Raw genomic sequence first — 26,171 nt, forward strand, 5'->3', positions numbered from 1 at the left:
GAGCGCGGCTGGCAATTGAAATCCGACGAGTAGCACGAGTTGTACACAATTCTCTAAGTTGCTGTATTTGCTGTGAAACTTTATCGTTTTTTGGCTGTCAGAGGTATTTATGACAAAGCCCTGAACCGTTGCGGAACAGGGCTTTTTTCGTTTTTGGCGGTTACGCTCCGCGCAGTCATACGCTGGCTTTGTAGGAGCGGCCTTGCGTCGCGAAAGGGCCGCAAAGCGGCCCCAGCAATATTTGCGGCGACGCCGAAATTGGGGGCTGCTGCGCAGCCCTTTCGCGACGCAAGGCCGCTCCTACAAAGATTGTGCAGCGAATGTCAGATAATCCGATTGTTATCCCGCGCCCGCTCAAGCTTGATGGCAATGAACTTGGACGTCGGCGTATGGCTGCCATCGCCAATGCTCTCAAGCGGCACCAGCGGGTTCACTTCGGGATAGTAAGCCGCCGCTTGCCCCGCCGGGATATCGAAGGCCAGCAATGTGAAACCGTGCACACGGCGCACATGCTCGTCCCCCCATAACGAAACGATGTCGACCTTCTGCCCCGGCTGGAAGCCCAGGCGGACGATGTCGGCCTCGTTGGCGAACAGCACTTCACGCTGGCCACGCACGCCGCGGTAGCGGTCATCCAGGCCATAGATGGTGGTGTTGTACTGATCGTGCGAGCGCATCGACTGCATGATCAGGTCGGGCAACTGGCCGCTGGCTCGCACCCTTTCATCAAGCAAGGTGTCCGGCAACAGGTTGGCCTTGAAGTTGGCGCGGCCGGTAGCGGTCTTCCATTCGCGGCTGGCGGCGCTGTTGCCCAGGTAAAAGCCCCCCGGTTCACGCAGGCGTTCGTTGAAGCCGCTGAAGCCGGGGATGGTGTCGCCGATCAGGTCGCGGATGCGGTCGTAATCGGCCACCAGCCAGTGCCAGTCGACCGGTTGTTCGCCCAGGGTGGCGGCGGCGATACCGGCAACCACCGCAGGCTCCGAGCGCATCTGCGTCGACAGCGGTTTCAACTGGCCGTTGGAGGCATGGACCATGCTGAACGAGTCTTCCACAGTCACCGCTTGTGGGCCATCGGCCTGCAGGTCGATGTCGGTACGGCCCAGGCACGGCAGGATCAGCGCCTGCTTGCCGTGGACCAGGTGGCTGCGGTTGAGCTTGGTGCTGATGTGCACGGTCAGTTCGCAGTTGCGCAGCGCCTGCGCGGTGCGCTCGGTGTCTGGCGTGGCTTGGGCAAAGTTGCCGCCCAGACCGATGAACACCTTGGCGCGGCCATCGAGCATGGCGTGTATGGCTTCGACGGTGTTGTGGCCGTTGTGCCGCGGCACGGGGAAGTTGAAGCGCTTTTCGATGGCGTCGAGCAAGGCCACCGGCGGGCGCTCGTTGATGCCCATGGTGCGGTCGCCCTGGACGTTGCTGTGGCCACGCACCGGGCACAGGCCGGCGCCTGGCGCACCGATGTTGCCGCGCAGCATCTGCAGGTTGACGATTTCCTGGATGGTCGGCACCGAGTGGCGGTGCTGGGTGATGCCCATCGCCCAGCACATGATCACCCGCTTGCCACGGCAGTACATGCGCGCGGCCAGCTCGATGTCGGCCAGGGTCAGGCCGGATTGCGCCTGAATGTGTTCCCACGAAGTGGCGTCGACCACGGCCAGGTAGTCATCGACGCCGTGGCCATGCTCGGCAATGAAGGCGTGGTCGAAGACCGCAGGCTCGCCCTTGGCCTGGCCTTCACGTTCCCACTGCAGGACGAACTTGGCCATGCCACGCAGCAGCGCCATGTCGCCACCCAGGGCCGGGCGGAAGAACGCAGTGTTGGTCGGCCGGTCACTGTTGGTCAACATCTCCAGCGGGTTCTGCGGGTGCTGGAAGCGCTCCAGGCCGCGCTCTTTCAGCGGGTTGACGCACACCACCTGGGCACCGCGTTTAACCGCATCGCGCAGCGGGTCGAGCATGCGCGGGTGGTTGGTGCCGGGGTTTTGGCCCCAGACAAAGATCGCATCGGCATGCTCGAAATCGTCGTAGGTCACCGTGCCCTTGCCGACGCCGACGCTTTGCCCCAGGGCCACGCCGCTGGCTTCGTGGCACATGTTCGAGCAATCCGGGAAGTTGTTGGTGCCGTAGGCGCGCACGAACAGTTGGTAGAGGTACGCGGCTTCGTTGCTGGCACGGCCCGAGGTGTAGAACTCGGCCTGGTCAGGGGTTGCCAGGTTGTTCAGTTCGCGGGCGATCAGGGCGAAGGCCGCCTCCCAACTGATGGGCTGGTAATGGTCGCGTTGCGCGTCGTAGACCATTGGTTCGGTCAGGCGGCCCTGGTACTCCAGCCAGTAATCGCTTTGCTCGCGCAGCGCGCTGACGCTGTAGCGGGCGAAGAAGGCGGCATCGACGCGGCGCTTGGTGGCTTCCCAGTTGACCGCCTTGGCGCCGTTCTCGCAGAACTTGACCATGCCGCTTTCCGGCGAATCGCCCCAGGCGCAGCCAGGGCAGTCAAAGCCGCCATTCTGGTTGGTCTTGAGCAGGGCGCGAATGTTCTTCAGTGCATTGTCGCTGCCGACCCAGGCCTTGGCCACGCTGCGCAACGCCCCCCAGCCACCGGCGGGGCCGTGGTAGGGCTTGTAGCGAGGGGAGGAGGCTGGGGCGTTGTCCGGGAGGTGCTGGTACGAGGTCACGGCTGTTACGACTCCGCCGCTGGGCTGTAGACCCGCGGTGCGCTGTGCTTGGGCAAGTGGATGAGGTTGAGGTTGTGCTTGCGTGCCCATTGCAGGGCAAGGCCGGTGGGCGCCGACAGGCTGACCAGGGTCTGGATGCCGGCACGCAGGACCTTCTGGATCAGCTCCAGGCTGCAGCGGCTGGTGACGATGGCCAGGCCGCCTTCACTGTCGATGCCTTGGCGCAGCAGGGCGCCGATCAGTTTGTCGAGGGCGTTGTGCCGGCCAATGTCCTCGCGGCCGAGCAACAGCTCGCCATTACGGTCCATGAACAGTGCCGCATGCACCGCGCCGCAATGCTGGCCTAGCGGCTGGAAGGCGTCGATGCGCTGGCGCAGGCCAGCCAGCCAGTGCGCGGGCGGCAGTGGCGCGCCGGGCAGTTCGGCAAGCTCTGGCAGTGCCTGCTCCAGGGCTTCGACCCCGCACAGGCCGCAGCCGCTGGTGCCGGCCAGTTGGCGGCGCTGGTTTTTCAGGTTCCAGAAGGCGCGGCTGGAGATTTCCAGGTCGGCGTACATCGCCGAACCGCTGCCAGAAAGCTTGAGGTCATAGATTTCCTGGGTGCCTTCGACAATCCCGCTGCCGACGCTGAAACCGACTGCAAAGTCTTCCAGGTCGGTCGGGCTCACCAGCATCACGGCCTGATTGAGGCCGTTGAAGGCGATGGCCAGGGCCACTTCTTCGGCCAGTGGCGTGCTGGCGCGCTCGGCGTCGCTGAGCTGGACGTATTCGTAGGTGTTGCTGGCGGCGGGCAAGGCCAAAGGCGATGAGGCCGCGCAGACCGGAGGTTTGCTGTTCATCGGGGCTGACTACCGGCGGCTTTTTGATAGCACAAGCCTAGGCCTGTGGGCCGGTCACGTCTAATCGCTAGGGTCTATGCCGTGATAGACCGCGTCGATTGGTCGCAGTGGGGCAGGCCGAGCAATCCTGGCCTAGACTCCTGGCTCCGAGGTTTTATCAACAAGGAGAACGCAATGAGCCTGTTCAGTTTTGTGAAGGAAGCCGGCGAGAAGTTGATCGACCTGCTGACCCCCGGCAATGCCAATGCCGAGGAGCAGCTCAAGGAGCATGTGCAAAAGGTTGGCCTGGGTAATCCGAACATCACCGCCACTGTAGAGGGCGACAAGATCATCCTCAAGGGTGAGGTGGCCAGCCAGGAGGAGAAGGAGAAGATCATTCTGGCGGCGGGCAACATCAGTGGTGTGGCCAGCGTTGACGATCAGATCAAGGTAACAGGGCCAGTCGTTCAGGCTGCGCGGTTCGTTACCGTTAAAAAGGGTGACACCCTTTCAGCCATTGCTCTAGTCGTGTATGGCAATGGCAACCAGTACAACAAGATATTCGAGGCGAACAAGCCGATGCTCACGCACCCGGACAAGATCTACCCGGGGCAGGTGTTGCGTATTCCGGACTGATAGATCTCTGTAGGCTGTGCCGGCCCTTTCGCGGGGCAAGCCCACAGGTATCCCGCAACACTGCAATTTTGCGGGATACCTGTGGGCTTGACCCGCGAAAGGGCCCTCACAGGCCTGCCAGCAAATCCCGGTAATCCTCGACCGCTGCAAACTCCTGGGTGTCGCGAGGTGCCGCCTGGCTATCGGGCTGGCGCACTGCCAGCAAATGCCCCACGCCAAACCGCTGGGCACTGCGCAAAATCGCCAATGTGTCATCGATGAACAGGCTGCGCGCAGGCTCAAAGCCGATATCCGCCTGCAAGGCATCCCAAAACTGTGGGCTCTCTTTCGGGTAGCCATAATCATGCGAACTGATCAGCCGCTCGAAATACGGCGCCAGTTCCACCCGCTCCAGCTTCAGTGACAGCGAGTCACGGTGGGCATTGGTGATCATCACCACGCGTTTGCCTGCCTGACGGATGGCGGCCAGGAAGGTGTCGGCGTCGGGGCGCAGGGCGATCAGGTCGGCAATCTCGCGTTTCAGTTCGCGGATCGGCAGCTTCAGTTCACGGCTCCAGAAGTCCAGGCAGTACCAGTTGAGCGTGCCAGCATTGCGCTCGAACAAAGGCTGCAGCTCCATTTCCGCCATGGCCCGGCTCACGCCATGCAGCTCGGCATAGCGCTGGGGCAGGTGCTCCAGCCAGAAGCGGTTGTCGTAGTGCAGGTCGAGCAGCGTGCCGTCCATGTCCAGCAGGACAGTATCGATGGCAGACCAGGGAAGAACAGGCATGGGAAACTCTCGTTCAGTCGGCTAGCCACGGTATAGTAACCCGTTCACGCCAAGGAGCTGCCCCATGCGCCAGAAACCCACCGTCCTTAACCGCGAAATCGTCGCCAGCAGCCGCCTGTTCCGCGTCGAGGCCGTGCAATTGCGCTTCAGTAACGGTGCCGAGCGCACGTATGAGCGCTTGGTCGGCCGGGGCAATGGTTACGGGGCGGTGATGATCGTGGCCATGCTCGATGCCGAGCATGCCGTGCTGGTCGAGGAGTACTGCGGCGGCACGGACGAATACGAGCTGTCGCTGCCCAAGGGCTTGATCGAGCCAGGCGAAGACGTGCTGGCAGCGGCGGACCGCGAACTCAAGGAAGAAGCCGGCTTTGGTGCGCGGCAGCTGGAACACCTGACCGAGTTGTCGCTGTCGCCGGGCTACATGAGCCAGAAGATCCAGGTGGTGCTGGCCACCGACCTGTATGAAGAACGCCTCGAGGGCGACGAACCAGAGCCCATGGGCGTAGACAAGGTCAACCTGCGCGAGCTGTCGGCCCTGGCCATGCACCCGCAATTTACCGAGGGCCGTGCCTTGGCGGCGCTGTACCTGGCGCGCGATCTGCTGATGCAGCGGGGGCTGCTGGAGCTATGAACGACCTGCAACTGATGCACGAAGTGGTCAAGCTGGCCCATCTAGCGGGCGAGGCGATTCTGCCGTTCTGGCGGGCCGACGTGGCGGTGACCAACAAGGCCGACGATTCCCCGGTGACCGCCGCCGACCTGGCCGCCCACCGGATCATCTCTGATGGGCTGTTGGCGCTGGCGCCACAGATCCCGGTGCTGTCCGAGGAGGACTGCAACATTTCGCTGGTCGAGCGCCAGGGCTGGAGCCGCTGGTGGCTGGTCGACCCGCTGGACGGCACCAAGGAATTCATTGCGGGCAGTGAAGAGTTCACGGTCAACATCGCCCTGATCGAAAACGGCGTGGTGGTGTTTGGCGTGGTCTCGATGCCGACCAACGGGCGCTGCTACTTGGGTGGTCGCCAGTTGGGTGCGTGGCGTGCCGAGGCAGGGGAAGCTGCCCAGCCAATCCAGGTGCGTAACGCACCGCCTGCCGAGGGCCGTTTCACGGTGGTGGCCAGCCGTCGCCATTCCAGCCCCGAGCAAGAGGCGCTGTTGGCAGGGTTAGGGGCGGCGGTGGGTGAGCTGGACCTGGCCAATATCGGCAGCTCGCTGAAGTTCTGCCTGCTGGCCGAAGGCAGCGCCGATTGCTACCCGCGCCTGGCGCCGACGTCGCAGTGGGATACCGCCGCTGCACAGGGCGTATTGGAGGGGGCCGGTGGCGAAGTGATCGGGCTGGATGGCCAGCCCTTCACCTACCCGGCGCGTGAATCCCTGCTCAATCCATTCTTCCTGGCCTTGCCCCGCACAGCCGCCTGGCGCCAAGCCTTGATCGATCTGGCGTGTAAAGAACAAAACGCTTAAACCCGCTCCCACAGAGCCCCTGCTAGGTCAGCAGGCGCTGTTTCGGTCTATGCGTGTGTGTCAGCGGTGCAGCACGTACTGGCCGCTGAATTTCACGGCAGGCTCGTCACTGCCGGCATTGCTGACGGTGGTTTCCAGCGTCAAACGCGCCCGGCCGCGGCGCTGGTACATCGCCACGAAGCGTTCCCAAGCCTTCTCGTCCGGCGCCGCACAACGGGCCACCGCCGCGCCGGTGACCGGCAGCGGATAGCTGATCTGCCCTTCCTGAATGACGATATGCCCGTCATCAATGCCCAGCTCGCGCAAGCGCAGGTGCAGCCACCCCCAACCCACCAGCACCGCGGCGCAGTACAGGCTGCCGCCGAACATGGTGCTCTTGTGGTTGACGTTGGCTGCCAGCGGCAGTTGCAGGCGCAGGGTGTGCTGCTGCCAATCGATGACCTCCAGGCCCATTTCGCGGGTCAGAGGGATGTCGCTGTGCAGTACGGATTGCAGGTACTGGCTGTCGCTGCTCATGGACGGTTGTCCTCCTGGTCGTCGTGCCCGCCACTGCCACCGTCAAAATTGAGGCTGTGTTTGCGTAATTTGTCATGCAGGGTCTTGCGGGGGATGCCCAGCGCTTCGGCCAGGCTGCGCATCGAGCTGTGCGGCTGGGAAAGCTCGGCGGCGATCAGCGAGCGCTCGAACTGTTCGACCTGTTCGCTGAGGTTGCCGGTCAATACCGCCGCCGTGGGCGTTGCCGCAGCGGGCGCCTGGCCGTCGAGGGCAAGCTCCAGGCCAAGGGCGAAGCGCTCGGCGACGTTCTGTAGCTCACGCACGTTGCCCGGCCAGTCGTGGCGCAGCAATAAGGCGCGCTGGGCCGGCTGCAGGGTGTGCGGCGGCAAGCCGTGGCGCTGGCTGGCGGCGTCGGCAAAGTGCTGGAACAACACCAAAATGTCATCGCCACGCTCGCGCAGCGGGGGGATGCGCAGCGGCGCCACGTTCAGGCGGTAATACAGGTCGGCCCGGAAGCGCCCTTGGTCAGCGGACTGACGCAGGTCTTCCTTGGTGGCGGCGATGATGCGGATATCCAACGGGATCAACTGGTTGCCGCCCAGGCGTTCGACCACCCGCTCCTGCAGCATGCGCAGCAGCTTCACCTGAACATCCAGGCTCATGCTCTCGATTTCATCGAGGAACAGCGTGCCGCCATTGGCGAATTCGAACTTGCCGATACGCCGCTTCTGCGCGCCGGTGAAGGCGCCGGGTTCGTGGCCAAACAGCTCGCTCTCGACCACCGATTCGGCCAATGCCCCGGCGTTGATGGCCACGAAGGGCCCGTCGCGGCGGCTAGAAAGGTCGTGCAGGGCGCGGGCCACCACCTCTTTGCCGGCGCCAGTCTCACCCAGAATCAGCACATCGGCACGGGTGCCGGCCAAGGCGCCGATCTGCTCACGCAGGCGTAGCATCGTCGGCGACTGGCCCACCAGGCGGGTGGCCAGTTGCTGGCGGTCGCTCAAGGCCAGGCGCAGGCTGCGGTTGTCCAGCACCAGGCGGCGCAGGGCCAGGGCGCGGCGCACGCTGTCGAGCAGGGCGTCGCTGGCGAACGGCTTTTCGAGAAAGTCATAGGCGCCGGCACGCATGGCCTGTACCGCCAGCGGCACATCGCCGTGGCCAGTAATCAGCAGCACGGGCAGTTCGCTGTCGCGGCCGTGCAGTTGCTCCAGCAGTTGCAGGCCATCGATGCCCGGCATGCGGATGTCGCTGACCACCACACCGGGCCAGTCGGCTTCGATGCGCTCGGCCAGGCCTTGGGCATCGGCCAGCGCCACCACCTTGAGCCCGGCAAGGTCCAGGGTCTGGCTCAGGGCTTGGCGCAGGTGCGGGTCGTCGTCGACCAGAATGACCTGGGCTTGGCTGTCGATCAGTGTCTCGGGGCTCATGCCGAGGGGTCCTCCGAATTGGGCAGGGTAGCGCCGGGTGCCGCCACGCGCAGTTGCAGGGTAAGCAGGGCACCGCCTTCTGGGTGGTTGGCCAGCAGCAGTTCGCCGCCCAGGGCGCGCATCAGGCTTTCGCAGATGGCCAGCCCCAGGCCAAGGCCCTGGGTGCGGGTCTTGGTGGTGAAGAACGGCTCTTTGGCATGCTCCAGTGCCTGGCGGCTGAAGCCCGGGCCGTTGTCGCGGATGTACAGGTAGACGTAGCCATCGCGCTGTTCGGCACTCAGCCAGAGGCGGCGCGGGTTGGCCTTTTCGGTCAGGGCATCGAGGGCGTTGGCCAGCAGGTTGCCCAGCACTTGGCGCAGGCGGGTTTCGCCGGCTTGCACCCACAACGTGGCCTCTGGCAAGTCGCGGATCAGCTCGACGGCCATCGCCCGGCGGCGCTTGGCCAGCAGCGCCAGGGCGTCGTCCAATGCTGGCTGCAGGGCAACGCTTTCCGGGGCGTGGCGGTCGCGGCGGGCGAAGGCGCGCAGGTGGGCGATGATCGAGGCCATGCGCCCGGTCAGCTCACCGATCAGCTTGAGGTTGCCGCGAGCGTCTTCGGTGCGCTGGTGATCGAGCAGGATCTCGGCATTTTCGGCGTAGCTGCGGATGGCCGCCAGCGGCTGGTTGAGCTCGTGGCTGATGCTCGCCGACATGGTGCCCAGCACCGACAGCTTGCCGGCCTGAACCAGTTCGTCCTGGGCCCGCACGGCCTCCTGCTGGGCGTTTTCACGTTCGAGCACAGCGCTCTTGAGGCGGGTGTTGAGGCCTTCAAGGTCGGCGGTACGTTCGGCGACGCGCTTTTCCAGCTCTTGACGGCCACGGGCCTCGAAGTCGATGCGGTCGATGTAATGCCGGCGCCGCTGCATCACCAGGCCGGCCAGCAGCACCAGCACCAGCAACGTGCCGGCACCGATGGCCATCACCGTCTGCACCGAGCGGTCGACCAGGATGCGCGGGGCGAGGATGCTGACCTGCCAGCCGGTTTCCTTGATGTCGCGGGTCTGGGTGATCCACGCGTCCTGGTTCAGCACCAAGGGTTGCGGGGCCTGGGTCGGGTACGGCTGGATGGCGATGATCGCCTGGCGCTCGGCCTCGGTCAGCGCGCGGGTGGCGCGGAAACGCCAGTCCGGCCGAGAGGTGAGGATGACCACGCCGTTATGGTCGGTCAGCAACAGTTGCTCGGGGGTACGGCCCCAGAGGGTTTCGGTGTGGTCGAGGTCGACCTTGACCACCAGCACGCCCACGATCCGCTCGCGGTCGCGCACGGCGGCGGCGAAGAAGTAGCCACGCTTGGCCGAGGTGGTGCCCTGGCCAAAGAAGCGCCCCAGGTGGCCGGCCATGGCTTCGTTGAAGTAGGGGCGGAAGGCGAAGTTGCGACCGACGAAACTGTCGTGCTTGTCCCAGTTGGAGGCGGCCAGGGTATTGCCGCTGACGTCCATCAGGTACATGACCTCGGCACCGGTCTGCTGGACGATGTCCTTGAGCAGGCGGTTGGCGTTGGTCACCGCTTCCAGGCGGAACGGGTCGGCCAGCACGCCGCGCAGCGCCGGCAGGTCGCCGAGGATTTGCGGCAGGGTTTCGTAGCGGTGCAGGGTGCCCAGCAGGTTGGCGACGTACAGGTCGAGGGTCTGGCGATTCTGCGAGGCCAGCTCTTCCTGGTAATAGCGCTCGGCCAGATGATGCAGCGGCCACAGCAGTGGGATCAGGCACACGGCCAGCAGGGCCAGGCTGCGCCAGCGGGGACGGCGTGGGGGCGTGGGTTTCGCGATCATCAGGTCAATGCGCCAGAAAAGTCTGACGCAATTATGCGCTACTTGAGGCAGTCGATCAGCGCCTGCTGCCAGTGCGGCAGGCTGATGTGCCATTGCTGGGCCAAGCGTGAGCAGTCCAAGCGTGAATTGAGTGGCCTGCGGGCGGGTGTGGGGTATTCGCTGGACGGTATCGGCTGCAGTTCGGCACAGGGTAACCCTTGCGCCTGCAACTGCTCGGCGATCGCCTGGGCGAAACCGAACCAGGAGGTCTCACCTTGCGCAGTGAGGTGGTAGGTGCCCCAGTCGCCAGCCTGCCCGGCGTGCCAGCGCTCGATCAGCGTGCGGGTGCTGGCGGCAAGGGTAGCGGCAGAGGTCGGCGCGCCAATCTGGTCGTTTACCACGCGCAGTTGGGGTTTTTCCTGCAGCAGGCGCTGCATTGTCAGCAGGAAGTTGCGCCCATACAACGAATAGACCCAGCTGGTGCGCAGGATCAGGTGCTGGCCGGCCACCGCAGTAATCGCCTGCTCGCCGGCCAGTTTGCTGTGGCCATAAACCCCCAGGGGGTTGGGCGTGTCTTGTTCGGTATAGGGCGTGGCCTTGCTGCCGTCGAAGACGTAGTCGGTGGAGTAGTGGATGAGCGGCGCACCCAGCTGTGCTGCTTCTTCGGCGAGCACGCGGGGGCCATGGGCATTGATTGCAAAGGCCAGCTCGGGCTCTTGTTCGGCCTGGTCCACCGCCGTGTAGGCAGCAGCGTTTATGATCAGGTCGGGGGCGAGCCGGCGCAGCGGCTCGCGCAGGGCCTCGGGCTGTGCAAGGTCGAGGTGCTCGCGGCCAAGCACGTGTAGCTCGCCAAGCCCGGCCAACTGCGCCTGCAGCGCTTGGGCAACCTGGCCATTACGGCCGCAGACGACGATTTTCATGGCAGCAGTTGCGCCTCGCTCAGCGGTACGCCGACCTTGTCTTTGTCCGACAGCACCGGCGGCCCCGCGAGTTGCCAGTCGATGGCCAGCTCAGCGTCGTCCCAGCGGATGCAACGGTCTGCGCCAGGGTTGTAGTAGTCCGTGGTCTTGTAGAGAAATTCGGCCGATTCGCTGACCACCGAGAAGCCGTGGGCGAACCCCGGTGGAATCCACAATTGCCGATGATTATCGGCCGACAGGTGCACCGCGACCCATTTGCCGAACGTGGGCGAGCTCCTGCGCACGTCCACGGCAATGTCGCGTATCTCGCCCTGTACCACCCGCACCAGTTTGCCCTGGGTGTTTTCCACCTGATAGTGCAGGCCGCGCAACACGCCTTTGACGGAGCGCGAGTGGTTGTCCTGGACAAAGCTCACGGTGACGCCGGTGTGCTTCGCGAATTCGCGGGCATTGAAGGCTTCGAAGAAGAAGCCACGGCTGTCACCGTATACCGTTGGCTCGATGATCAGTACGTCAGGGATCTCGGTGGGGATGATGTTCATGCAGACTCGTTTGCCAATTTGCCCAGGTACTGACCGTAACCGGTCTTCTTGAGTTTTTCAGCCTTTGCCAGCAGCTGGTCACGGGTGATCCAGCCCTTGTTGAAGGCGATTTCTTCCAGGCAGGCCACTTTCAGCCCCTGGCGGTTCTCGATGGTTTGCACATATTGCGAGGCATCCAGCAGGCTCTCGTGGGTGCCGGTGTCGAGCCAGGCGAAGCCACGGCCAAAGCGCTCCACGCGCAAGTCGCCGCGCTTGAGGTAGGCATTGGTGACATCGGTGATCTCAAGCTCGCCGCGCTCCGAGGGGCGAATGCCTTTGGCGATTTCGACCACGTCGTTGTCGTAGAAGTACAGGCCCGTCACGGCATAGCTGGACTTGGGCTTGAGTGGCTTCTCTTCGATGGACAGCGCGTTGCCCTGCTCGTCGAACTCGACCACACCGAAGCGCTCCGGGTCCTTGACCCAATAGCCGAACACGGTGGCGCCGCTGGGGTGGCTGACCGCGCGCTGCAACTGTTCGGTGAAGCTCTGGCCGTGGAAGATGTTGTCACCGAGGATGAGGCAGACCGAGTCGTCACCGATAAACTCCTCACCGATCAGGAACGCCTGGGCCAGGCCGTCGGGTGATGGCTGCTCGGCATAGCTGATGCGAATGCCGAACTGGCTACCATCGCCGAACAGCTGGCGATACTGAGGCAGGTCCTGAGGCGTGGAGATCAGCAGGATGTCGCGGATATCGGCGAGCATCAGCACCGAGATCGGGTAGTAGATCATCGGCTTGTCATAAATCGGCAGCAGTTGCTTGGATACCCCGAGGGTGATGGGGTGCAGGCGGGTGCCGGATCCTCCGGCCAGGACGATGCCCTTGGTCATGCAATGAGCTCCTTGATGTCGGTATTGCCCAGGCGTTCCCCCTGGTAGCTGCCATCCTGGACATGGCGGCACCACTGCAGGTTATCCAGGTACCACTGCACGGTCTTGCGCAGCCCGGTGGCGAAGGTTTCCTGCGGTACCCAGCCCAGCTCCCGTTCGATCTTGCTGGCATCGATGGCATAGCGCAGGTCATGGCCGGGGCGGTCCTGAACGTAGGTGATCAGGTCTGCATAACGGGCCACGCCTTCAGGGTGCTGTGGCGCCAGCTCGTCGAGCAGGGCACAGATGGCGTGCACCACGTCGAGGTTCTTCTGCTCGTTGTGGCCGCCGATATTGTACGTTTCGCCGACCTCGCCGCGGCTCACCACCTCAAGCAACGCCCGGGCGTGGTCTTCTACGAACAGCCAGTCGCGCACCTGCTGGCCATTGCCGTACACCGGCAGTGGCTTGCCGGCCAGGGCATTGAGGATCATCAGCGGGATCAGCTTTTCAGGGAAATGGTACGGGCCGTAATTGTTCGAGCAGTTGGTGATCAGTACCGGCAGGCCATACGTGCGGTGCCAGGCGCGTACCAGGTGGTCCGAGGCGGCCTTGCTCGCCGAATAGGGGGAGCTGGGCGCATACGGCGTGGTCTCGTGGAACAGGTCGTTGGCGCCATGCAGGTCGCCATACACTTCGTCGGTGGAGATATGGTGAAAGCGGAACGCACGGCGCTGCTCGGCAGGCAGGCGGCTCCACCAGGCACGGGTGGCTTCGAGCAGGGCATAGGTGCCGACGATATTGGTCTGGATGAACGCTGCCGGGCCGTCGATCGAACGGTCCACATGGGACTCGGCAGCCAGGTGCATGATTGCGTCGGGCTGGAAGCGCTCGAGCACGGCACCGACTGTCGCCGCATCGGCGATATCGGCCTGGACGAATTCGTAACGGGTATTGTTGGCGATGCTTTGCAGCGACTCGAGGTTGCCGGCGTAGGTCAGCTTGTCGAGGTTCAGCACTTCGTGTTCGGTGTTGCCGATCAGGTGACGGACCAGCGCCGAGCCAATGAAGCCGGCGCCGCCTGTGACGAATATGCGCATCTCAAGTCGCCTCTGGTAAACCAAGTTCTATGGCATGCAGCCTAGCTGGTCGGCTAGGGTGGTGGCAGACAAATATCATGGGTTTGAGCGTGATCATGATGGATATGCCGATTGATATCGATCTAATAAGGGATAAGGCTTTGCCGATCGGCTATTTTTGCTTTTAAAGCCGATATATATCGGTTATAAATTTGCCATCGCTGCTCCTACCCCCATCGACCAACGCCCCAGCGCACATCGGCTCAGGGCCTACGCAGAGGTTAACCATGAAAACCCTCAATTCTACCCCCCGTGCCGACGGCTTCCACATGCCCGCTGAATGGGCGCCGCAGACCCAGGTCTGGATGGTCTGGCCGGAGCGTTCGGACAACTGGCGCCTGGGTGGCAAACCGGCACAGGCCGCTCATGTGACATTGGCCAAGGCGATCGCCCGCTTCGAGCCAGTGACCGTGGGTGTTTCTGCTGGCCAGTACGAGAACGCACGCCGTCAGCTCGACCTGCCGAACATCCGCGTCGTGGAAATCAGCAATGACGACGCCTGGGTGCGCGACACCGGCCCGACCTTCGTCATCAACGACCAAGGCGAAGTGCGCGGCGTGGACTGGGGCTTCAATGCCTGGGGCGGCTTCGATGGCGGGCTCTACGCACCCTGGAACCGTGACGAGGAACTGGCCGCCAAGGTCTTGGAAATGGAGCGCTGCCAGCGCTACCAAACCGAGGGCTTCGTGCTGGAGGGTGGCTCGATCCACGTGGACGGCGAGGGCACGGTGATCACCACCGAAGAATGCCTGCTCAACCGTAACCGCAACCCGCACCTGGGCCGTGAGGAAATCGAAGCGGTCCTGCGTGAGCAGTTGGCCGTCGATACCGTGGTCTGGCTGCCGGACGGCCTGTACAACGACGAGACCGACGGCCACGTCGACAACTTCTGCTGTTACGTGCGCCCGGGCGAAGTGTTACTGGCCTGGACCGATGATTCCAACGACCCCAACTACGCCCGCTGCCACGCGGCAATGGACGTGTTGAAAAACACCCGCGACGCCAAAGGCCGTGAGTTCGTGGTGCACAAGATGCCGATCCCGGGCCCGCTGTACGCCACGGCTGAAGAGTGTGCTGGCGTCGACCAAGTGGCCGGTAGCCAGGAGCGCGACCCGTCGGTGCGCCTGGCCGGCTCGTATGTGAACTTCCTGATCGTCAATGGCGGCATCATCGCGCCGAGCTTCGATGACCCTGCCGATGCCCAGGCCAGAGCCATCCTGGCCGAGCTCTTCCCGGATCATGAAGTGGTCATGATCCCAGGCCGTGAATTGTTGTTGGGGGGCGGCAATATCCACTGCCTGACCCAGCAGCAGCCGGCGCCAGTCAAGCGCTGAGACCACCCTGAATAAAAAGGCCCGTCATACGACGGGCCTTTTTTTCGGGTGACCTTTCCAAGCGACGTCCGGCCGCCTGAGTGGCATACGTTTTGTATTGTTTTTCAATTAGATAGCTCGAATGGGTCGGGCTCTCTGATCTGTAACAATGCCTACGTAAATTAGCCGCTCACGGGCAAAGGAGTACGTGTGGAAATGAACGCAGCAAGTGAGTCGGCTTTGTGCCCATCGGCAGTTAACCACCCATCGCTCAAGCTGTTGGCGCAGTGGTTGAAGCACCATGGAAACATCCAGGTCAGGACGACCGACCCACGACGTCTGCTTGCCGGGCGATACCCGCAAGGGCTGATCAGTGAAGCAGAGATGCAGGCGCTGATGGCGGTGTGGCACTGATCTCATCGGTTTTACCGGTGCTGGCCCCTTCGCAGCACAAGGTTGCTCCCACAGGTGGCGCGCGATCCCTGTAGGAGCAGCCTTGTGCTGCGAAGAGGCCGGTACAGGCAACAAAGATCAGAAGCGGTAAGTGCTCGTCACCACAAGGCTCCGCGGGTCGCCCACCTGGATCTGCGCCGCACTAGTCGCCGAGCTGTAGTAGGTCTTGTCGGCAATGTTGTTCAACGCCGCCCGCACATCCCAGTCGTGGGTGCGGTAGCCGGCCAGCGCATCCCAGCGGCCGTAGCCTGGCAACACCGTGGTGTTCTGGTTATCGGCATAACGCTCACCCACCAACGTCAAGCCGGTCTCGGCGTACCAGCCCAATTCCGGTTTCCAGGTCACGAACAGGCTGGCATTACGCTTGGCCACGTCGTTGATGCGGTTGCCTTCCTGGTTATTGTTGTCTTTGACGATGGTTGCATCCTGCAGGCCGATACCCCCGCGCACGTACCAGTTGCCGACGATATTGCCGGTGGCGGTCAGCTCGATGCCTCGTGAGCGTTGCAAGCCGCTGAGCAGGGTGATTTCCGGGTTTTCCGGGTCACGCGTGCGGCGGTTGTACAGCTCCAGTTCATACACGGCGAGGGTGGTGGTGAGGCGCTGGTCGAACCAGTCGCTCTTGACCCCGATCTCCTTCTGGCGGGTCAGCTCTGGCCCGGTGTCGTTGGTGTTGCCCGGCGCGCCGGGGGTGATGCCGATCAGGCCACCGCCCACTGGCGAGAAGGTCTTGCTCCACGATGCATAGAAGGAGTGGTCTCGCCACGGCGTGTAGACCACACCCAGGCGCGGGCTGGTGGTGTTGCTGTCCTGCGGCTCGGTCAGGCCATCCTTGTTGGTGGTCTCTACCTCGAACTGGTCGAAACGCACGCCGGCGAGCACCTGCCATTGATCGTTCAGGCGGACCTGGTCTTGCAGGTAGAGGCCACGGCTTTGGACCACGGTGTGGTTGTCGCTCGACAGCAACATTGGGCCCGTGTGCTGCCGGCTGCGGTCGGGGTTGCCAACGTCCAGGCTGGGCACACTATTAGGCGCAGCGGTGTACAGGGTCGGGTCACGCCGTTGGCTGCCGAACTCCAAGCCCACCAACAGCTTGTGCTCCAGCCCCACGGTAGTGAAGTCGCCCTCGGCTTCGAGGTTGTTGAACAGGTTGCGGGTGTTCAGGTCCTGTTGCCAGCGCTGGCGGGTGACGGTGTTGGTGCTGGCGTTGTAGCCCGTCGCGTAGGTGTTGTCGAACTCGCTGTCGAGCTTGAACAGGCCGAGGGTGTGGCGCAGTTGCCAGGTTTCGTTCAGCTGGTAGTTGAGCCGCGAGCGCAACGACTGGGCGCGGTCATCGATGTAGTCGCGCTGGGTATCGCTGTAGGTGGTGCTGCGGCTGACGTCGGCGGGGCGGCCATTGACCCCGGGGATACCGCGGTCTGGTGTGCGGTTGTAGCGGCTGTATTCGTACTGCACCAGCCAGTTCAGGTCGGGCGAGAGCTGCCAGCTCATCGACGGGGCGAACAGCTGGCGGCTGCCATCGATGCCCTCGCGGAAGCTGTTGTTGTCCTGGTTGCCCAGGTTCAGGCGCAGGCTGATGGTATCGCTAGGGTCGGCGCTGAGGTCGGCGTACAGGCTGCGCAAATCTTCGCTGCCGCCTTGCGCCTCGATGCTCGAACGGCGGCCCTGCTCCGGCGCCTTGCTGACGCGGTTGACGATGCCACCCTGGCTGCCGCGGCCATACAACACCGCTGCGGGCCCTTTGAGCACCTCGACCCGCTCGATGTTGTTCAGGTCGCGAATGTACTGGCTGTCGTCGCGAATGCCGTCCAGGTAGAAGTCGTTGCTGGCCTCGAAGCCGCGGATGCGCACGCTGTCGAAGCGCGTGTCGGCGCCGCTGCTGACGTTGGGGATGCCCTCAAGTGCCTTGCCCAGGGTGTTGTTGCCGTAGTCCAGCACGTTGGCGGTCTTGACCGTGTCGATGGCCTGGGGCACGTAGCGCACGGGCGTCGAGGTGCGCGTCGCAGTACTGACTTCCTTGACCCGCGGGTTGTCCTCCTCGCGCTCGCCTTCGGCAGTCACTGACATTTCCGGCAGGGTGGTGGTGGCAGCGGTGGCCAGGCTGGCGCTGAACAGCAGCGACAGGCCAAGCGTCAGCGGAGAGAGGCGGCAGGGTACAAGCATGGAGGCATCCGGACCGTGGCAGGTGAGAAAGGGTGCGAATGGTAATGCTTGCTATTTACTGTTGCTTGGGTATTTGTAAAGGGTTGTCTTTACATATGTATCACTTTGTAACTGCCGCTGTTGTATGCTCCGCGCCCATGAAAGCTGCCGGGTTGGTCAAAGCGACATTTCTGACAGAAGAAAAAATGCCCTCTGATAGCGCCAACAGGCATGGAAATGCACCAGCGGCCTGGGGAATTTTGGTTATATCAACCTGCATTTCACGATTTTTTGACATTTGTAATCGCACACCGCTAGGATTCGGCCAACGCCTGCTGGCCATGACATGGCCATGCTGCTGTAAAAGGCCACCGTGCGATTGCCGGCAAGCCTTTCAGTCTGGATCCGCATAGCGTCGAACCTACGAAGGGGCGTTGGTTCCTGGCGTCATATTGCGAAGCGTTTTTGATTAAGAAATAAGGAAAACAACATGTTGAAAACCAGGATCAGCCTGGTCGCACTGGCAATGATCGCCGCGACCCAGGCCCAGGCCAATGAGCAGGCCGACAGCAAGGGCTTCATCGAAGACAGCCACGCCAACGTTCTGCTGCGCAACGCCTACATCAACCGTGACAAGAAGCACGGTACCGATGACCAGATCGAATGGGGCCAAGGCGTCATCGCCAACTTCTCCTCCGGTTTCACCCAGGGCACCGTCGGTGTCGGCGTCGACGCATTCGGCCTGTACGCCTTGCGTCTGGACGGCGGCAAAGGCCACAACGGTGGCGGCGGCGTCGACTTCTTCAAACCGCACGACACCAAGAACGCCGACGGCAACGCCAGCTCGCCACATAACCTGGCCCGTGGCGGCGCAGCCGTGAAATTCCGCATCTCCAACACCGTGCTCAAGTACGGTGACCAGATGCCAGCACTGCCTGTGCTGCAGTACGACGATGCACGTCTGCTGCCAGAAAGCTTCACCGGTACCCTGATCACTTCCAAAGAAATCCAGGGCCTGGAACTGAACGCCGGCCGCTTCACCCAAGAAGCGCGCAAAAGTGCCGAGCGTCGTGACGGTGGTGGCCTGAAGTCGATCAACGTCTTCGGTGGTAGCTACAAGTTCACCGACAACTTCACCGCTTCGCTGTACACCGCAGACAACGAAGACGTGATGCAGAAGCACTACCTGGGCATGAACTATGTCTTCCCGATCGCCAGCGACCAGTCCCTGACCCTGGACTTCAACGGCTACAAGTCGGACATCAACAACAAGTTCGTCAAAGCGGCCGAGCTCAATGGTGACTCCAACACCATCTGGAGCCTGGCGGCGACCTACGCCTACGGTGCGCACTCGTTCACCATCGCTCACCAGCGCAGCACCGGCAGCACCGGTTACAACTACGGCTTCTACCAGAACGCTGGCGGCGTGGGTGACGGTGGTTCGACCATCTACCTGGCCAACTCGTACTGGTCTGACTTCAACGCCGAAGACGAGCGCTCCTGGCAGCTGGGCTACGGCCTGGACTTCGGCGCCTACGGCGTACCGGGCCTGACCTACAAGCTGGCCTACGTAGTGGGTGACAACATCAACACCCGCAACGTCGCCAACCCGCAAGGTTTCGGTGAAGGTAAAGAGCGCGAGATCTTCAACCAGATCCGTTACGTGGTTCAAGACGGCCCGGCCAAAGACCTGTCGGTCAAGCTGCGCAGCTCGTTCGTACGCACCAACAATGCCGTACAGCAGAACGGCTACAACGACGACGGTAACGAAGTCCGCGTATTCGTCGAGTACCCGATCAGCATCTTCTGATCGGATGGCCTCGGGGCTGCTTTGCAGCCCATCGCGGGCAAGCCCGCTCCTACAGAGATTTGCGTTGTACGTGTGGGAGCGGCCTTGCGCCGCGAAAGGGGTGCGAAGCACCCCAGCTTTCAGGCCGGCTCGGCCTGTCTGTGGCGCACTACTTCTTTTTCTACAACCTCCCCTGTCTCCGGCGCAAAACTGTCGCTGCGAGCCATCCGCCACATCCGCGCATAAAACTCGCTTTCAATCGAGCCACTGAGCAATTCGCCAGGCTTGAGGAACGTATGCAGGTCTGAAAACAAGCCGATCTCGCTGGCGCTGACACGCCGTGCCAAATGTTTGGGCTTGAGCTCCGACGGGTGCTCCAGGCCCGCCGCCGCAAGCATCTCAGCCAATGTGTGCAGGGTATTGCGGTGGAAGCTCGCCACCCGCTGAGCCTTGTCCGGCACCACCAACGCACGCTGGCGGAGCGGGTCCTGGGTGGCGACCCCGGTCGGGCATTTGTTGGTGTGGCAGCTCTGCGACTGAATGCAGCCAATGGCGAACATGAAGCCGCGCGCCGAATTCACCCAGTCGGCACCAATGGCCAGCACACTGGCGATGTCGAAGGCGCTGACGATCTTGCCCGCCGCGCCAATGCGGATGCTCGAGCGCAAATTCAGGCCGACCAAGGTGTTGTGCACGAACATCAAGCCTTCGCGCATGGGCACGCCCATGTTGTCACTGAACTCGCGTGGCGCCGCACCGGTGCCGCCTTCCTTGCCGTCGACGACGATAAAGTCGGGGGTGATTCCCGTCGCCAGCATGGCTTTGGCAATGCCCATGAATTCCCACGGGTGGCCCAGGCAGAACTTGAAACCCACCGGCTTACCCCCCGACAGTTCGCGCAGGCTGGCAACGAACCGCAGCAGTTCGACCGGCGTGCGAAACGCGCTATGGGCGGCCGGCGAAATACAGTCTTCGCCCTCACGCACGCCACGGGTGGCGGCGATTTCCGGGCTGACTTTGTGCCCCGGGAGGATGCCGCCGTGGCCGGGTTTGGCGCCTTGGCTGAGCTTGATCTCGATCATCTTCACTTGCGGCGAGCGGGCTTGCTCGGCGAAGCGTTGCGGGTCGAAACGGCCTTCTTCGGTGCGGCAGCCAAAGTAACCGCTGCCGATCTCCCAGATCAGGTCGCCGCCATGTTCGCGGTGGTACGGGCTGATGCTGCCCTCACCGGTGTCATGGGCAAAGCGCCCCAGCCGTGCACCCTGGTTGAGCGCCGCGATGGCGTTGGCGCTGAGGGCGCCGAAACTCATGGCCGAGATGTTGAAGATCGATGCCGAGTAAGGTTGCCGGCACTGCGGCCCGCCAATGGCGATGCGGAACGAGGCGGGGTCGGGCGTGGCCACCGGCAGCATCGAATGGCTGATGAATTCGAAGCCGGGTTTGTAGGCATCGTTGAGCGTGCCGAAGGCTTTTTCGGCGCTCTCGTTCTTCGCCCGTGCATACACCAGGGAACGCTGGGACCGTGAAAACGGCAGCTTGTCGTCGTCACCTTCGATCAGGTATTGGCGGATTTCTGGGCGGATGGTTTCGATCAAGTAGCGGATGTTGCCCAGGATCGGGTAGTTGCGCCGCACCGCGTGGTGGCTCTGGCGCAGGTCATTGAGGCCGACCAGGCTGAGCAGGGCGGTGATCAGGGTGAATGGCCATAGCCAGGCATGTTGGGGCAGTAATGGGAGGCTGGCACAGGTGAACGACAGGCAGATGAAAAGGCAGGCGTAGCGGCTGGGCAGTGAGTGTTTCATGGGTCCATCGCAGGCAGGATGACCCGCCTAGGATAGGCAATGGCGGGCTGCGGAAAACCTGGGCAATCGGTAAAACACTGTTACCTGATCCCGAGCGCTCAGCTCTTTGTAGGAGCGGTGACAGGTTATCGAGGTAACAGCACGCTGGCCCGCAGCCCACCGCCGTCGCGGTTGCACAACAGCAACTCGCCGCCATGACTGGCCGCGATCCGCTGGGCAATACTCAACCCCAAGCCATACCCGCCAGACGCCTGGTTACGCGACCCTTCACCCCGTACGAACGGGTCGGTAACCGTCGCCAGCAAGCCTGGCGCGATCCCCGGCCCTCGGTCATCGACATGGATATAAACCCCCGTGGTCGCGCGCTCCAGCGTGACCGAAACCTCCTTGCCATAGCGCAAGGCGTTGACCAGCAAATTCTGCAGGCAACGCTGCAGCAGCAGCGCATCAGCCCGCAAGCTGCCGCCCTGGCCATGAACCGGCAGTGGCTCGCGGGCTGTGGACAAGTCGGCACACTGCCGCGTCACCAGCCGGTCCAGGTCCACCTGTTGCAGGTTTTGCTGCTCCCCGGCCCGCAGGTAATCGAGCACTTGGCCAATCATGTCGTCCATCTGCGTGATGTTCTGCCGCAGGCGCTGGCGATGCTCGTCGTCCGGCAAGCGCTCCAGGCGCAGGCGCATGCGGGTCAGTGGGGTGCGCAGATCGTGGGACACGGCAGCCAGGAAGTAGGCCTTGTCGTTGACCATCGCAATCAACCGCTGCTGCATCGCGTTGAAGGCCTGGGCGGCCTGGCGCACTTCTTCCGGCCCGTCCAGCGCCAAAGGCGGCTGCTCCAGGTTGCTGCCCAGGCCGCGCGCGGCATCCGCCAGGCGCCGCAACGGGCGCAGGCACAAGCGCACCGCCACCAGGCACACCAGCAGCACAGCGACGATGCGCAGGGCATACACCCGCAGCAGGTAATCGCTGATCAACACCCAGGCGGACTCGCCGCTCCAGCCCTGCAGCTCCTGGCCATCGATGGTCAGCCAATGCCCATCGGCCAGCGGCACGGCAAACGCGATATGGGCCTGCGCCGTGCGCAAACCGAACAGGCTGCGCCAGACAATCGGCTGGCCCAGTTCATCGGTCAGGTGCACCTTCAGCAGGCGCACCTCCTGGGCGTGGCCCAGCTCGTACTTGAGGGCCTGTTGCAGCAGCAGCTCGATACGCTTGCGCCCTCTGCGTTCGTCGTGTTCCGCCGCGGGCAGGTTTTCGGCACAGCGCAACTGATAGTGGGCAGGTGCCTGCAACGGGCTGCCATGGCAATTGGCACTGGCGATCAACGGCGCGCTGCGGGCGGCGATCAGCCGAACAGGGGCCTCAAGCACCTGGGCGAAACGCACATCGAACCAGATGCTGCTCGACATCAACTGGATCACCACGGTGCCGCTGACCATGATCAACAGCAGTTGGCCAAACAGCGTGCGCGGCCACAGCCGGCGAAGCCAGCGCATGTCAGGCATCAGCCTCGCTGCGCGCAAGGCTCAGCAAGTAGCCTTCGTTGCGGATGGTAAGGATCTGCGCTGCGCCGCCCGGCGCGCGCCGCAATTGCTGGCGCAGGCGGCTGACGCACATGTCCACCGAGCGGTCGTCAGGCAGGTGGTCGCGGCCGAACGCACTGCGGGTCAGCTGATCGCGGGACACCACGCGGTTGTTGGCCTCCAGCAGCTCGCGCAATACGCGGTGGTCGGAGCGGGGCAGGGTCAGCGTTTCGCCGTCAGGGCGGGTGAGCAGGCGTTTGACGTGGTCGAGGCGAAACCCGGCAAACTGCTGCGCTTCCACCGCGGGCTTTGCAACCGGCGTATCGAGGCGCTGCGGGCGCCGCAACACCGCTTTTATCCGGGCAATCAGCTCGCGCGGTTCGAAGGGTTTGGCCAGGTAATCGTCCGCGCCCACTTCCAGGCCAATGATGCGGTCCAGCGTGCTGCCTTTGGCCGACAACATGATCACCGCCAACCCGGGCGTCGATTGCAACTGGCGGCACAGGCTCAAGCCATCCTCGCCGGGCAGCATCAAGTCCAGCACCACCAGCTCGACTTTATGCAGCGCCAGTTGCTGGCGCATCCCGTCGCCGTCAGCAGCCGCTAGCACGGTATAGCCGGCATCGGTCAGGTAATCGCAGAGAAGTTCGCGGATCTCGTCGTCATCGTCGACAACCAGCAGGGTCGTGCTCATTTCAAAAAACACCTGTTCGATGAGGGCCGGTGGCGCTCGTTACGTTCGATTACAAGCCCGTACAAGCCGGGCCTGGAGCCCCAAGGGCGGATCCCTAGAATCGTAACAAAAAATCATCTGCGAATACGAAACCTTCCCAAATGAAACCTCGGAGCATCATGAACGACTTCTCTCCCATCAGCCGAGGCGGAAGTCGCCTCAACCCGCTGGCCTTCTTCATTGCCGTGGCCATCAGCGGCGGTGCGATGGCGGCTGACAGCCAGCCCCTAGAGCTGGATGCCACGCAGATCGAAGACAGCGCGCTGGTGCCTGCCGATGAAAGGGGCCAGCTAGGGTACACGGTCGAGAGCAGCCGCAGTTCAACCGGCCTCAAGCTGACGCCGCGCCAAACTCCGCAGTCGGTGACCACCATTACCCGCCAGCAGATGGACGACCGCGCCATCCACACCATCGAGCAGGCGCTGGAAACCACGCCAGGCGTGACCGCGAGCAAGGCCGAAGTAGGCGGCCGCACCGACTACCGCGCCCGCGGTTATTCCATCACCAACTGGAAGGTCGATGGCCTGCAGTTCCAGGGCGGTTCCGATTTCAGCGGCGGGGGTAATGCGCTGAACATGGACCTGTACGAGCGCATCGATATCGTCCGTGGCGCCAACGGCCTGCTCGGCGGCACCGGCGACCCGTCGGCCACCGTCAACCTGATCCGCAAGGCCCCGACCAAAACCTTTGGCGGCAGCGCCTACGCCACCTATGGCAGCTGGGACAAACGCCGCCTGGGCGCCGACCTTAACCTGCCGCTGTCCGAAGACGGCCGCCTGCGTTCGCGCTTCGTGATGACCCAGCAGGACGCCAACTCGTTCCGCGACAACCAGTCCGAACGCTCCCGCGCCGCGCTGGCCAACTTCGAATTCGACCTCGACGACGCCACCACCCTGGGCGCCGGCTACCAGTACGAATACAACAAAGTCGTCGGCGGCGGCTGGGGCGCGAACATCCCGATCTGGTACGGCGACGGCAGCAAGACCGACCTGCCGCGCAGCACCAACGTAGTGCCGAGCTGGAGCTTTGGCGAGTACACCACCCGCACCGCCTTCGGCTCCCTCGAACACCGCTTCGACAACGACTGGTCGCTGAACCTCAAGGCCGCGCAAAGCACCGCCGAGGCCCTCAACCACCGCGGCCTGGCCAAGGTCAACTCGGCCGGGCGCGGCAGCTTTGGCGGCTACTGGGACCAGGACGGCAGCGGCGCTGTGCTCAACGGCCTGCACAGCTCCAGCGACACCACCCAGCAGTCTGCGCAAATCGACCTGTCCGGCCCGTTCCAGCTGTTTGGCCGCACCCACCAAGCGATGGTCGGCTACAACGACAGCCGCACCGTGGCCTGGTCGCCGGAATACACCTGCAACATGGTCAGCGACAGCCAAGTCAGCGCCGCAGCGCTGGGTTGCCAGTTCCGCGCCAACAACGGCTTCCCGCTGACCGACTGGCGCAATGGCGTGGATGACGATTACGACATGCTCGCCTCGCGCACTGGCCGCCACAGCAAGACCACCACCCGCCTGCAAGGCATGTACGCAGCGACCCGCCTGAGCATCACCGACCCACTGTCGGTAATCGTCGGCGTGCGTACCAGCAACTACTCGGCCATTACCCGCAGCAACGCCGGCGTGCGCACCAGCCAGGAAGAAAACGGCATCGTCACCCCCTACCTGGGGGCAATTTACGACCTCAACGACACCTACTCGCTGTACGCCAGCTACACCGACATCTTCACCCCACAAACCGCCGAGACCAGCAGCGGCAGCAAAGTCGAACCCATTCGCGGCCAAAGCTACGAAACCGGTATCAAAGGCGAGTGGTTCGATGGCCGCCTGAATGCCTCTGCCGCGTACTTCCGCACCAAGCAGGAAAACAAAGCCGTGCTGGACGGCGACCTGACCACCCCCACCGGCAACGACGCCTACAAGGCCGGTTCCGGCCAGGAAACCGACGGCATCGACCTGGAAATCGCGGGCGCACTGACCCCCAGCTGGAACGTGTACGCCGGCTACACCTACCTGCACTTCCGCCGCATCGACAGCGACGGCCGCAGCGACCCGTCACACCTGTTCAAGGCCTCCACCACCTACCGCCTCTCCGGCCCACTGGACCGCCTGACGCTTGGTGCGGGGGTTACTGCGCAGAGCAACATCCGCGCGGTATCCAGCCCCGCAGGCCAGCCCACCAATGGCGTGAGTGCAGGCTCGACCGACGTCAACTGGTCGGGGTATGCGATTTGGAATGCCATGGCCAAGTACCAGCTGACCGACGAGACCAGCGTCAGCCTCAATGCCAATAACCTGTTCGACAAGCATTACTACACCCGCTACGGCTTCTATGCCGGGGCGATCTATGGTGACCCCCGCAATCTGTCGCTGACGCTCAGCACGTCATTCTGACGCCCCCCTGTAGGAGCAGCCTTGTGCTGCGAATGGGCCGCAAAGCGGCCCCTTTCCCACCCACAATCAACTGCATTGCACCCCCGACACCTCATCAATCGGCTTATCCAACCGGTCTTCAAACCTGTCCCAGTCCTCGCCGAACAACTCCACTGGATGCATGGTCCGGTCTGACCCATTGCCACAGGCCAGTGCCTTGGCTGGGCAGTAGAGGTCGCAGCCCCAGCAGATGCGCTCGGGGTGGCTGGGGTGGGTGGGGAATTTTTTGGGCATGGTGTTCAGTCCTCGCAGGTGGGGGCTGATTTCACGCTAGGCGGTTTGGTGGTTTGGGTTTTGATTGAGATCAAGGTGGGGGTTGGGTCTTGCGGTGTGGCTTTCACATTACCGTTTCAGTGAATCGCCCCTGGTTTACTAGACACTCTCCAAGCTCAGAAAATAGCGTTTCTCATACTCTACTGGCGACAGCTGCATAGCACTGCTGTGTCGACGCTTGGGGTTATAGA

Annotated in this window: 22 protein-coding genes; 7 read left to right on the plus strand and 15 right to left on the minus strand. The window is 63.2% G+C overall.

Annotation, left to right across the window (positions count from 1 at the left end):
* Positions 1 to 323: 323 nt before the first annotated feature.
* Positions 324 to 2,669: an FdhF/YdeP family oxidoreductase gene (locus HU750_RS19490; RefSeq protein ID WP_186681868.1), complete on the minus strand. Its 2,346-nt coding sequence runs from the start codon at positions 2,667 to 2,669 to the stop codon at positions 324 to 326.
* A 5-nt stretch (positions 2,670 to 2,674) separates the two neighbouring features.
* Positions 2,675 to 3,505, minus strand: coding sequence for a formate dehydrogenase accessory sulfurtransferase FdhD (gene fdhD / locus HU750_RS19495; protein ID WP_099452628.1), 831 nt, complete (start codon positions 3,503 to 3,505; stop codon positions 2,675 to 2,677).
* 174 nt (positions 3,506 to 3,679) lie between these two features.
* Here fdhD and lysM point away from each other — a divergent pair, with 174 nt between their 5' ends.
* Positions 3,680 to 4,120, plus strand: coding sequence for a peptidoglycan-binding protein LysM (gene lysM, locus HU750_RS19500; RefSeq protein WP_186681870.1), 441 nt, complete (start codon positions 3,680 to 3,682; stop codon positions 4,118 to 4,120).
* A 106-nt stretch (positions 4,121 to 4,226) separates the two neighbouring features.
* On the opposite strand, the gene yrfG is transcribed toward lysM, so the two are convergent.
* Positions 4,227 to 4,889: a GMP/IMP nucleotidase gene (gene yrfG, locus HU750_RS19505; RefSeq protein WP_027595199.1), complete on the minus strand. Its 663-nt coding sequence runs from the start codon at positions 4,887 to 4,889 to the stop codon at positions 4,227 to 4,229.
* 64 nt (positions 4,890 to 4,953) lie between these two features.
* Here yrfG and nudE point away from each other — a divergent pair, with 64 nt between their 5' ends.
* Together nudE and cysQ are read left to right on the plus strand one after the other, a co-directional pair.
* Positions 4,954 to 5,520: an ADP compounds hydrolase NudE gene (nudE, locus tag HU750_RS19510; RefSeq protein ID WP_186681872.1), complete on the plus strand. Its 567-nt coding sequence runs from the start codon at positions 4,954 to 4,956 to the stop codon at positions 5,518 to 5,520.
* Complete coding sequence (gene cysQ / locus HU750_RS19515; RefSeq protein ID WP_186681874.1) at positions 5,517 to 6,353, plus strand: 3'(2'),5'-bisphosphate nucleotidase CysQ; 837 nt, start codon at positions 5,517 to 5,519, stop codon at positions 6,351 to 6,353. The genes nudE and cysQ overlap by 4 nt, the downstream gene beginning before the upstream one ends.
* 60 nt (positions 6,354 to 6,413) lie before the next feature.
* Here cysQ and HU750_RS19520 read toward each other — a convergent pair whose 3' ends face one another.
* Genes HU750_RS19520 through rfbB form a run of 7 tightly spaced genes read right to left on the minus strand, consistent with a single transcriptional unit; the run spans position 6,414 to position 13,478 of the window.
* A complete protein-coding gene (locus HU750_RS19520; protein WP_027595202.1) occupies positions 6,414 to 6,869 on the minus strand; it encodes a thioesterase domain-containing protein in 456 nt (151 codons plus the stop codon).
* A complete protein-coding gene (locus HU750_RS19525; RefSeq protein ID WP_186681876.1) occupies positions 6,866 to 8,275 on the minus strand; it encodes a sigma-54-dependent transcriptional regulator in 1,410 nt (469 codons plus the stop codon). Before HU750_RS19525 ends, HU750_RS19520 begins: the two co-directional genes overlap by 4 nt.
* Positions 8,272 to 10,086 carry a sensor histidine kinase gene (locus HU750_RS19530; protein WP_027595204.1) on the minus strand — a complete coding sequence of 605 codons (1,815 nt, stop codon included), beginning with the start codon at positions 10,084 to 10,086 and terminating at the stop codon, positions 8,272 to 8,274. Before HU750_RS19530 ends, HU750_RS19525 begins: the two co-directional genes overlap by 4 nt.
* A 38-nt stretch (positions 10,087 to 10,124) precedes the next feature.
* Positions 10,125 to 11,063 carry a dTDP-4-dehydrorhamnose reductase gene (rfbD, locus tag HU750_RS19535; protein WP_186681892.1) on the minus strand — a complete coding sequence of 313 codons (939 nt, stop codon included), beginning with the start codon at positions 11,061 to 11,063 and terminating at the stop codon, positions 10,125 to 10,127.
* A complete protein-coding gene (rfbC, locus tag HU750_RS19540; protein WP_186681878.1) occupies positions 10,982 to 11,527 on the minus strand; it encodes a dTDP-4-dehydrorhamnose 3,5-epimerase in 546 nt (181 codons plus the stop codon). The genes rfbD and rfbC overlap by 82 nt, the downstream gene beginning before the upstream one ends.
* Positions 11,524 to 12,399, minus strand: coding sequence for a glucose-1-phosphate thymidylyltransferase RfbA (gene rfbA / locus HU750_RS19545; protein ID WP_186681880.1), 876 nt, complete (start codon positions 12,397 to 12,399; stop codon positions 11,524 to 11,526). The genes rfbC and rfbA overlap by 4 nt, the downstream gene beginning before the upstream one ends.
* A complete protein-coding gene (gene rfbB / locus HU750_RS19550) occupies positions 12,396 to 13,478 on the minus strand; it encodes a dTDP-glucose 4,6-dehydratase (protein ID WP_186681882.1) in 1,083 nt (360 codons plus the stop codon). The genes rfbA and rfbB overlap by 4 nt, the downstream gene beginning before the upstream one ends.
* 266 nt (positions 13,479 to 13,744) lie before the next feature.
* On the opposite strand from rfbB, the gene aguA reads away from it, so the two are divergent.
* Positions 13,745 to 14,851, plus strand: coding sequence for an agmatine deiminase (aguA, locus tag HU750_RS19555; RefSeq protein WP_027595209.1), 1,107 nt, complete (start codon positions 13,745 to 13,747; stop codon positions 14,849 to 14,851).
* A gap of 195 nt (positions 14,852 to 15,046) precedes the next feature.
* Entirely contained in the window at positions 15,047 to 15,244 is a 198-nt protein-coding gene (locus HU750_RS19560; protein WP_027595210.1) for a hypothetical protein, read from the plus strand.
* Positions 15,245 to 15,361: 117 nt separating this feature from the next.
* Here the strand turns inward: HU750_RS19560 and HU750_RS19565 are convergent, their stop codons facing one another.
* Complete coding sequence (locus HU750_RS19565) at positions 15,362 to 17,446, minus strand: TonB-dependent receptor (RefSeq protein ID WP_186681884.1); 2,085 nt, start codon at positions 17,444 to 17,446, stop codon at positions 15,362 to 15,364.
* 469 nt (positions 17,447 to 17,915) lie between these two features.
* Here HU750_RS19565 and HU750_RS19570 point away from each other — a divergent pair, with 469 nt between their 5' ends.
* Entirely contained in the window at positions 17,916 to 19,235 is a 1,320-nt protein-coding gene (locus HU750_RS19570) for an OprD family porin (RefSeq protein ID WP_027595212.1), read from the plus strand.
* Positions 19,236 to 19,354: 119 nt separating this feature from the next.
* On the opposite strand, the gene HU750_RS19575 is transcribed toward HU750_RS19570, so the two are convergent.
* The 3 genes from HU750_RS19575 to HU750_RS19585 form a co-directional block, all read right to left on the minus strand.
* Complete coding sequence (locus HU750_RS19575; RefSeq protein ID WP_186681886.1) at positions 19,355 to 21,016, minus strand: FMN-binding glutamate synthase family protein; 1,662 nt, start codon at positions 21,014 to 21,016, stop codon at positions 19,355 to 19,357.
* Positions 21,017 to 21,141: 125 nt separating this feature from the next.
* Positions 21,142 to 22,509 (minus strand): ATP-binding protein, encoded by a 1,368-nt coding sequence (locus tag HU750_RS19580; RefSeq protein ID WP_186681888.1) that lies wholly within the window; start codon positions 22,507 to 22,509, stop codon positions 21,142 to 21,144.
* 1 nt (position 22,510) lies between these two features.
* Positions 22,511 to 23,230: a response regulator gene (locus tag HU750_RS19585; RefSeq protein WP_027595215.1), complete on the minus strand. Its 720-nt coding sequence runs from the start codon at positions 23,228 to 23,230 to the stop codon at positions 22,511 to 22,513.
* 140 nt (positions 23,231 to 23,370) lie between these two features.
* Between HU750_RS19585 and HU750_RS19590 the strand changes: the two genes are divergently transcribed.
* Positions 23,371 to 25,668, plus strand: a complete 2,298-nt coding sequence (locus tag HU750_RS19590; protein ID WP_186681890.1) for a TonB-dependent siderophore receptor — start codon at positions 23,371 to 23,373, stop codon at positions 25,666 to 25,668.
* A 66-nt stretch (positions 25,669 to 25,734) separates the two neighbouring features.
* Here the strand turns inward: HU750_RS19590 and HU750_RS19595 are convergent, their stop codons facing one another.
* Positions 25,735 to 25,941: a DUF3079 domain-containing protein gene (locus HU750_RS19595; protein ID WP_099428088.1), complete on the minus strand. Its 207-nt coding sequence runs from the start codon at positions 25,939 to 25,941 to the stop codon at positions 25,735 to 25,737.
* Positions 25,942 to 26,171 lie beyond the last annotated feature (230 nt).

It is taken from the genome of Pseudomonas sp. SWRI50, from assembly GCF_014269095.1.
GTDB lineage: Bacteria > Pseudomonadota > Gammaproteobacteria > Pseudomonadales > Pseudomonadaceae > Aquipseudomonas > Aquipseudomonas kermanshahensis.

Bases quoted from the DNA above. Each gene is read 5' to 3' on its own strand.
- fdhD (WP_099452628.1), bottom strand. From the start codon at position 3,505: ATGAACAGCAAACCTCCGGTCTGCGCGGCCTCATCGCCTTTGGCCTTG.
- lysM (WP_186681870.1), top strand. From the start codon at position 3,680: ATGAGCCTGTTCAGTTTTGTGAAGGAAGCCGGCGAGAAGTTGATCGAC.
- yrfG (WP_027595199.1), bottom strand. From the start codon at position 4,889: ATGCCTGTTCTTCCCTGGTCTGCCATCGATACTGTCCTGCTGGACATG.
- nudE (WP_186681872.1), top strand. From the start codon at position 4,954: ATGCGCCAGAAACCCACCGTCCTTAACCGCGAAATCGTCGCCAGCAGC.
- cysQ (WP_186681874.1), top strand. From the start codon at position 5,517: ATGAACGACCTGCAACTGATGCACGAAGTGGTCAAGCTGGCCCATCTA.
- HU750_RS19520 (WP_027595202.1), bottom strand. From the start codon at position 6,869: ATGAGCAGCGACAGCCAGTACCTGCAATCCGTACTGCACAGCGACATC.
- HU750_RS19525 (WP_186681876.1), bottom strand. From the start codon at position 8,275: ATGAGCCCCGAGACACTGATCGACAGCCAAGCCCAGGTCATTCTGGTC.
- HU750_RS19530 (WP_027595204.1), bottom strand. From the start codon at position 10,086: ATGATCGCGAAACCCACGCCCCCACGCCGTCCCCGCTGGCGCAGCCTG.
- rfbC (WP_186681878.1), bottom strand. From the start codon at position 11,527: ATGAACATCATCCCCACCGAGATCCCTGACGTACTGATCATCGAGCCA.
- rfbA (WP_186681880.1), bottom strand. From the start codon at position 12,399: ATGACCAAGGGCATCGTCCTGGCCGGAGGATCCGGCACCCGCCTGCAC.
- rfbB (WP_186681882.1), bottom strand. From the start codon at position 13,478: ATGCGCATATTCGTCACAGGCGGCGCCGGCTTCATTGGCTCGGCGCTG.
- aguA (WP_027595209.1), top strand. From the start codon at position 13,745: ATGAAAACCCTCAATTCTACCCCCCGTGCCGACGGCTTCCACATGCCC.
- HU750_RS19560 (WP_027595210.1), top strand. From the start codon at position 15,047: ATGAACGCAGCAAGTGAGTCGGCTTTGTGCCCATCGGCAGTTAACCAC.
- HU750_RS19565 (WP_186681884.1), bottom strand. From the start codon at position 17,446: ATGCTTGTACCCTGCCGCCTCTCTCCGCTGACGCTTGGCCTGTCGCTG.
- HU750_RS19570 (WP_027595212.1), top strand. From the start codon at position 17,916: ATGTTGAAAACCAGGATCAGCCTGGTCGCACTGGCAATGATCGCCGCG.
- HU750_RS19575 (WP_186681886.1), bottom strand. From the start codon at position 21,016: ATGAAACACTCACTGCCCAGCCGCTACGCCTGCCTTTTCATCTGCCTG.
- HU750_RS19580 (WP_186681888.1), bottom strand. From the start codon at position 22,509: ATGCGCTGGCTTCGCCGGCTGTGGCCGCGCACGCTGTTTGGCCAACTG.
- HU750_RS19585 (WP_027595215.1), bottom strand. From the start codon at position 23,230: ATGAGCACGACCCTGCTGGTTGTCGACGATGACGACGAGATCCGCGAA.
- HU750_RS19590 (WP_186681890.1), top strand. From the start codon at position 23,371: ATGAAACCTCGGAGCATCATGAACGACTTCTCTCCCATCAGCCGAGGC.
- HU750_RS19595 (WP_099428088.1), bottom strand. From the start codon at position 25,941: ATGCCCAAAAAATTCCCCACCCACCCCAGCCACCCCGAGCGCATCTGC.